This window comes from Streptomyces sp. AF1A (assembly GCF_047340315.1).
GTDB lineage: Bacteria > Actinomycetota > Actinomycetes > Streptomycetales > Streptomycetaceae > Streptomyces.
Genome location: NZ_JBLEBI010000032.1, coordinates 46,304 through 53,248 on the forward strand (window position 1 = coordinate 46,304; position 6,945 = coordinate 53,248).

Annotated in this window: 6 protein-coding genes and 1 pseudogene; 2 read left to right on the forward strand and 5 right to left on the reverse strand. The window is 72.4% G+C overall.

Going from position 1 to position 6,945, the window contains the following annotated elements; genetic code table 11:
- Window positions 1-50: 50 nt before the first annotated feature.
- The 5 genes from folK to ACLU3S_RS13000 all read right to left on the reverse strand — a co-directional run bounded on the left by folK (window position 51) and on the right by ACLU3S_RS13000 (window position 4,715).
- Window positions 51-662, reverse strand: coding sequence for a 2-amino-4-hydroxy-6-hydroxymethyldihydropteridine diphosphokinase (gene folK / locus ACLU3S_RS12980; RefSeq protein WP_413951939.1), 612 nt, complete (start codon window positions 660-662; stop codon window positions 51-53).
- Entirely contained in the window at window positions 659-1,018 is a 360-nt protein-coding gene (gene folB, locus ACLU3S_RS12985) for a dihydroneopterin aldolase (RefSeq protein ID WP_413951940.1), read from the reverse strand. The genes folK and folB overlap by 4 nt, the downstream gene beginning before the upstream one ends.
- Window positions 1,019-1,275: 257 nt before the next feature.
- Window positions 1,276-1,812, reverse strand: a complete 537-nt coding sequence (locus tag ACLU3S_RS12990; RefSeq protein WP_413951941.1) for a nuclear transport factor 2 family protein — start codon at window positions 1,810-1,812, stop codon at window positions 1,276-1,278.
- Complete coding sequence (gene folP, locus ACLU3S_RS12995) at window positions 1,809-2,780, reverse strand: dihydropteroate synthase (RefSeq protein WP_413951942.1); 972 nt, start codon at window positions 2,778-2,780, stop codon at window positions 1,809-1,811. The genes ACLU3S_RS12990 and folP overlap by 4 nt, the downstream gene beginning before the upstream one ends.
- Window positions 2,781-2,900: 120 nt before the next feature.
- Window positions 2,901-4,715: a phosphatidylglycerol lysyltransferase domain-containing protein gene (locus tag ACLU3S_RS13000; protein ID WP_413951943.1), complete on the reverse strand. Its 1,815-nt coding sequence runs from the start codon at window positions 4,713-4,715 to the stop codon at window positions 2,901-2,903.
- A 227-nt stretch (window positions 4,716-4,942) separates the two neighbouring features.
- Here ACLU3S_RS13000 and ACLU3S_RS13005 point away from each other — a divergent pair, with 227 nt between their 5' ends.
- The gene (locus tag ACLU3S_RS13005) at window positions 4,943-6,067 is read left to right on the forward strand and encodes an alpha/beta hydrolase (protein WP_413951944.1); all 1,125 of its coding nucleotides are present in this window, start codon (window positions 4,943-4,945) and stop codon (window positions 6,065-6,067) included.
- Between the two features lie 96 nt (window positions 6,068-6,163).
- A pseudogene (locus ACLU3S_RS13010) lies at window positions 6,164-6,945 on the forward strand (hypothetical protein); the annotation flags it as partial.

Sequence of the window (6,945 nt, forward strand, 5' to 3'; positions counted from 1 at the left end):
TTCAGTTCCCCCGGACCGGTCCCGGACTGTCGTCGTCTTGACCTTAACGACTACTCGGGCAGTCGGAGTTCCAGATCGCCGCGCGGTTCGACGCCCTCGCGGGTGACGGCCGCCAGCAGATCGGCCACGGTGCCGCGGCCGGGCAACTGGGCCTGGGGGTCCACGTCGTGCCAGGGGGCGAGCACGAAGGCGCGTTCGTGGGCGCGCGGGTGGGGCAGGGTGAGGCGCGGGTCGTCGGAGGTGACGTCGGCGTAGGCGACGATGTCGACGTCCAGGGTGCGAGGGGCCCAGCGTTCGTCGCGGACGCGGTTGAAGGCCTCCTCGATGGCGTGCGCCCGCTCCAGCAGGGAGGACGGGGGCAGGGTGGTCTTCAGGGCCACGATCGCGTTGAAGTACGACGGCTGGGTGCCGGGCGCCACGCCCCACGGCTCCGTCTCGTAGACGGGAGAGACGGCCTTCACGCGGACGCCCGGGGTGTCCTCCAGCGCGTCGACGGCGCCCTGCAGGGTCTCCAGGCGGTTGCCGAGGTTGGAGCCGAGGGAGATGACGGCCCATTTCGGGTTCTGCAGGGTGGTGTCGGCGGCGTCGACCTTCTGGACGACCGAGGCGGGCACCGGCTGGACGGTCGGGTCGCTCTGACCCTGGAGGAAAGGTCGGGTCATACTCGGCTCCGGGTGATGGTGACGGTCACGTCGTCGAAGGGGACGGTGATCGGCGCGTCCGGCTTGTGGACGCAGACCTCGACCTCCCGGACCCCTTCGTGCTTGAGGCAGGTCTGGGCGATCCGCTCGGCGAGCGTCTCGATGAGGTTCACCGGCTCGCCCTCGACCACGGCCACGACCTCCTCGGCCACGATGCCGTAGTGCACGGTCTTCGCCAGGTCGTCGTCGGCCGCGGCCTGCCGGGTGTCCACGCCGAGGACCAGGTCCACGAGGAAGGTCTGGCCCTCCTCGCGTTCCTTGGGGAACACACCGTGGTGCCCGCGGGCCCTCAGGCCGCGCAGCGCGACACGATCCACGCGAATCACTCCTGCAATCGTCGGGAACGACCGGCTCGTACCGCGTGCGGACGGTACACCGGTCACAGACGAATCTACCTGCGGGCACCGACAAAGCCGGGTCACGAAGCCGTGGGCCCGGGCCGGGGCCAAACCGTTCACCTTCTGTTTCCCCCGGGGACCCGGCCATGTCGTGGGTTGGTAGCCGCTCCTACCCAGGGGTAGGTGATTCCAACCACTTCCTGGTCCCCGCGGGCGCGTGCCGGACGGCCACCCGCTCAGGCGAGGGGGCCGGCGTCCGGATCCACGCCGTTCACGCCGCCCTCGTCGTCGTCCGTGTCGTCGCTCTCGGCGAGGACGGGGGAGGCGTGGTGCGACCAGAGCTTCCAGCCGGCGGGCGTGCGCCGGAACACGTTGGTGGCGACGACGAGCTGGCCCACCAGCGGTCCGAGCTCGGCGCCCTCCTCGGGGGCGGGGCCGCCGCTGAGGATGTTCTCGGTGCAGGTCACGAGGGCGGTGTCGCCGGTGACGGAGACGTGCACGTCGGTGAGGAAGAACTGGATGTAGTCGGTGTTGGCCATGATCAGGGCGTACGACCGGAGGACCTCGCCGCGGCCGGTGAGCACCGGCCAGCCGGGGTGCACGCAGGAGATGACGCCGCTGTCCGCCGGGTCGTGGTACTCCTCGTCGACGCCCAGGTCGGCGGGGGTGAGCCAGAGCGCGGCGACCTTTTCGAAGTCGCCGCGTTCCAGTGCCTCGTAGAAGGCGGTGTTGGCGGCCTCCACCTGCTCGACGTCGGTGTGGGGGGCGCTCACCGGGTTCCGTCCGCCCCGTGCTCGCCGCCGGTCTCAGCCGCGGGGCCGGCCCCGCGCGCTCCGCGTGCGTGGTCCGTGCCCGGTGCGGACGATGGGGCGCGTGCTCCTGTGCGTGCTCCCTCCAGGGCGCGCGCGACGCGTACCGCGTCCGCGGTGGCGCGTACCTCGTGGACGCGCACGGCCCATGCGCCGGCGTGGGCGGCGAGCGCGGACACGGCGGCCGTGGCGGCGTCGCGTTCGCGTGCGGGCGGGGGAGCGCCTTCGGGTCCGGCGAGCACCCGGCCGAGGAACCGCTTGCGGGAGGCGGCCACGAGCAGGGGGTGGCCGAGGGCGTGCAGGCGGTCGAGGTGGGCGAGCAGGGACAGGTCGTGCTCGGCCTCCTTGGAGAAGCCGAGGCCGGGGTCGACGACGATCCGGTCGGGTGCGATGCCGCCGGCGAGCACGGCGTCCACGCGCGCGTGGAGTTCGTCGACGACCTCCGCGACGACGTCCTCGTAGTCGCCGTGGATGGTGCCGCCCTGCAGGAAGCCGCGCCAGTGCATGACGACGAAGGGGGCGCCCGCATCCGCGACGACCGGGATCATCTCGGGGTCGGCGAGGCCGCCGCTGACGTCGTTGACGAGGGCGGCGCCGGCCGCGAGGGAGCGAGCGGCGACGGAGGCCCGCATGGTGTCGACGGAGACGACGACGCCTTCCGAGGCCAGGCCGCGCACGACGGGGATGACGCGCCGCAGTTCCTCGGCCTCGTCCACGCGGGTGGCGCCCGGGCGGGTGGATTCGCCGCCGACGTCCACGAGGTCCGCGCCCTCGGCCACCAGGTCGAGGCCGTGCTTGACGGCGGCGGTGGTGTCGAACCAGCGGCCGCCGTCGGAGAAGGAATCGGGGGTGACGTTCACGACCCCCATGACCGCGCACCGGTCCCATGCCGGAAGGCCCGCCACACGGCCGCGCCCGCTGAGGTTGTTCATACGTTCAGCGTAGGCCCAGGAGAGCGCCGGGAACGCGCGGCGGCCCGGGCGGAAGCCCCGTGCTGGAGGGGGGTGGGGCTTCCCGCCCGGGCCGGTTTGTGGGCCTGCCCGGCGCCGGCCTCAGGCCGCTCGGACGTCCTGCTCGGCCAGCGCGTGGGCGCACGGGCGCTCGGCGGCCGCCCGGCGGCGCCGCAGGGCGCGCGGCAGCGGCAGAGCGAAGGTGACGAAGCCCTCGGCCTGCATGGTGGCGAAGCCGATGCGCGGCAGGTCGGTCGTGGCCCGGTAGACCATGAACCGCGGCTCCCAGCGGGGCTGGAACTTGGCGTTGAACTTGTACAGCGACTCGATCTGGAACCAGCGCGAGAGGAACACCAGCAGTCCGCGCCAGGCGCGCAGCACGGGACCGGCGCCGATCTTCTCCCCGCGCGCGAGCGCGGAGCGGAACATCGCGAAGTTCAGCGAGATCCGGGTGATGCCGAACTTGGGGGCGGCCTGCAGGGCGGCCACGATCAGCAGTTCGTTCATGCCGGGGTCGGCGCTGCGGTCGCGGCGCATGAGGTCGAGCGAGGCGCCGTCCCTGCCCCAGGGCACGAAGTGCAGGATCGCCTTCAGGTCGCCGTACTCGCCCGGCTTGTCGTCGGCCTTGTGGGCCGTGGCGATCAGGCAGTCGCCGTCGGCGGGGTCGCCGATGCGGCCGAGGGCCATGGAGAAGCCGCGCTCGGTGTCGGTGCCGCGCCAGTCCTCCGCGGCCCGGCGGATGCGCTCCAGTTCGGCTTCGCCCACGTCACGGATGCGCCGTACTCGGGTTTCGTAGCCGGCCCGCTCGATGCGCTTGACCATCTGGCGCACGTTGCGCATCGCGCGTCCGGCGAGTGAGAAATCCGCCACGTCCACCACCGCCTCGTCGCCCAGTTCGAGGGCGTCCAGGCCGGTCTCCCGGGTCCAGACCTCGCCGCCGGTCTCCGAACAGCCCACGACGGCGGGGGTCCAGGAGTGGGCCTTGGCCTCGTCCATGAAGCGCTCGATGGCGCCGGGCCAGGCCTCGACGTCGCCGATCGGGTCGCCGCTGGCGAGCATCACGCCGGAGATGACGCGGTAGGTGACGGCAGCCTTGCCGCTGGGCGAGAAGACGACGGCCTTGTCGCGGCGCAGGGCGAAGTGGCCGAGGGAGTCGCGGCCGCCGTGCTTCTCCAGCAGGGCCCGCAGGCGCGCCTCGTCCTCCTCGGTGAGGCGGGCGGCCGGGTGTTCGGGGCGGAAGGCGAGGTAGACGGTGGTGACCGCGGTGATCCAGCCCAGGGCGCCGAGGGAGAAGGCGACGGTCCAGGAGGTGTTGCCCTGGTAGTCGACCGGGCCCTCGAAGCCGAACAGGCCGTAGACGACGTGCGTCAGACGGTCCGCCAGGCTCGGGTTGCCGATCGTCCGGTGGGGGTGGACGCTGACGATGACGAGTCCGAGCGCGAGCGAACCGGCGCTCATGAGGACGAAGTTGGCGAGGGCGCGCCACCGGCTGCGCGGATCCGGCAGGGCGGCGAACTCGCCGCGGTGGCGCAGCAGCGGCACGAGCAGCGCGACCGCGATGAGCGCGCCGACCAGCGAGTGCCGGTACGCGAACTGAGCGGCGGCGCCCGCCGGCAGCAGCGCGACCGCCGCGCGCCACGCCCGGCGTTTGCGCCGCTTGAGCCCGTGCGCGAGGAGGAGCAGCAGCACGCCCGCGCTCAGCGAGAGCGCGGCGGCGAAGGGCCCGAAGGAGCCCGGCAGCACCTCGGCCATGGCGTGCATACGGCTGTGACGGAAGCGCGGGAACACGCCCGCGGCGATGTCCAGGGCGCCCACGAAGGCGACCGCCCTGCCGACCAGCGCGGGGACGGCCTCGGGGCGCGGGCCGCGCAGTATGCGCCGCGCCCGGCTGAATCGGCCCGGAACCCCGCCCGACATTTCCCCATCTATCCTGACAGACATCGCATCCCGTAGTTCTGCGAGAGACCTTGAACCCGGGCCCGATCGGGCATCCGGCGACATTGCGCCCTCTAGGACGGTGTCTCGGGGAGGGAGGTTCACTCCCCGCCGGAAAGTCGGGTCAAAGGCCAAGGAAAGCCCCGGGCAAGCCCGCGCAACGACGCGCGGGGCCGGCACGGGCGGAAAGCGCAGGCAGGTAGCAGCCCATGGGTCTCACGAGCAACAAAGTGCTGGTGCTGGCGGTTCTGGTCGCCGCCGTGCTGTTCGTCGCCACGGTGTGGCTGTGGCCGCGGCTCGCCGAGCGGAGCTGGCGGGCCGTCGGCGGACGGGTCGGACTTCTGCTGAGCACGCAGTTGGCGCTGTTCGCCTCGGTGGGCCTCGCCGCCAACCAGGCGTTCGGCTTCTACGCCAGCTGGGCCGACCTGTTCGGTCAGGAGACCGGCCAGGGAGTGGTCGTCGACCACATAGCGGGACGCAACACCGGCCCGATCCAAGTGGTGTCCACGTCCCGGGTCGTGGGGGTGAACAGCGCACTGCCGCAGGTTGCCGGGCAGATCCAGAAGGTCGACATCATCGGCCGTACGACCCACATCGCCGCACCGGCGTTCGTGTATCTGCCGCCGGAGTACTTCCAGCCGCAGAACAGCGCGCGCAAGTTCCCGGTGGCCGTCGTCCTCACCGGTTACCCCGGCACGGCGCAGGCGCTGGTGGACAAGCTGCAGTACCCGAGCACGGCTCAGAAACTGGCGGCGGGCGGGAAGATGCAGCCGATGATCCTGGTGATGCTGCGGCCGGCCGTGGCGCCGCCGCGGGACACCGAGTGCGTGGACGTGCCCGGCGGCCCCCGGACCGAGACGTTCTTCGCGCAGGACCTGCGCGACTCGGTGATGGCCCACTACCGGGTGGACCGGACGCCGGCGAGCTGGGGCATCATCGGCGACTCGACGGGCGGCTACTGCGCGCTGAAGATCGCCATGCACCACCCGAGGGCGTACGCGGCCGCGGCCGGCCTGTCGCCGTACTACAAGGCACCGATCGACCCCACCACCGGGGACCTCTTCCACGGCGACCGGAACCTGCAGAATCGAGCCGATCTCTTCTGGGCGCTCAAGCACCTGCCGGCGCCGGAGACGTCACTGCTCGTCACCACCAGCCGGGTGGGTGAGCACAACTACAAGGACACCCTGGAATTCATCAGGAAAGTGCAGGACACGAACGTGACCAGGATTTCGTCGATCATCCTTCCGAGCGGCGGGCACAACTTCAACACCTGGCGCCGGGAGATCCCGGGGGCGCTCCAGTGGATCGGCTCGCGTCTGGTCGCGCACTGACCCGGTCGCGCCCGGTCCTCGCCGAGGGTCTCGGAATGGCTGTGTTTTTACGGGGCGGGGGTCCGCGATTCGCCTACGCGCGGTAAGTTTCTGGCCATGCCACGTGGACGCCACCGCCATTCACCCCCTCTGCACCGGCTGTTGCCTCCCTCCGCGATCGCCGGCGTCTCCGTCGTCTGCGCGCTGGGTCCCTGGGTGTTCTCCGAGGCCGCGGTGTTGCGGGTGCTGGCCGCGGCCGCCGCCGCGACCGCGCTCACCGGCGCGTTCGTGATGCGCCGCTGGGACATCCACGCCGGCAAGCAGGTCGCCGACCTCATCCGTGCGCGTGCCGGCGACGAGTGGCGGTTCGACGAGCGGCTCGCCGAGCTGGAGGCCGACCTGGAGGAGTCCCGCGAGCTGCGCGGCAAGCTGGAGCAGCGGCTGCGCGCCAAGCGGGCGGAGCTGGCGGGCCTGCGCAACGAGCACGCGGCCCTGCTGCGCCGCTACGCCACCGCGGAGACCGAGCGCGCGAGCGCCCTGGAGGGCCGTCGGCTGCTGGAGATCGAGGCGGCGGCGCCGTCGCCCGCGCTGCCGCCCGCGCGCAGCGCCGAACCCGACGAGACCGAGCAGGCCGAGCAGGCCGGTGCGGACTCCGAAGACGCGCCGAAGACCTGTGCGGTGTTCTCGCCGGAGGGTGCCGAGCTGTACCGCAGGGCTGCCGTGGCCCTGGCCGCGTTCGACCGTGACGCCCAGAGCGGACCCGCGCCCGAGCGCGGGGCTTCCGAGGCCGGGCCCGACGCCAAAGGAGCCGAGGCGGCCAAAGGAGAGGGCGCCGCGGACACAGTGACCTCCCCGGACGGCACGGACGCGCCGTCCGCCGAGGTGGAGGACGGCGCCGA

Coding starts and splice junctions, on each gene's coding strand:
- folP (WP_413951942.1), bottom strand. CDS start 2,780: ATGAACAACCTCAGCGGGCGCGGCCGTGTGGCGGGCCTTCCGGCATGG.
- ACLU3S_RS13000 (WP_413951943.1), bottom strand. CDS start 4,715: ATGTCGGGCGGGGTTCCGGGCCGATTCAGCCGGGCGCGGCGCATACTG.
- folK (WP_413951939.1), bottom strand. CDS start 662: ATGACCCGACCTTTCCTCCAGGGTCAGAGCGACCCGACCGTCCAGCCG.
- ACLU3S_RS13005 (WP_413951944.1), top strand. CDS start 4,943: ATGGGTCTCACGAGCAACAAAGTGCTGGTGCTGGCGGTTCTGGTCGCC.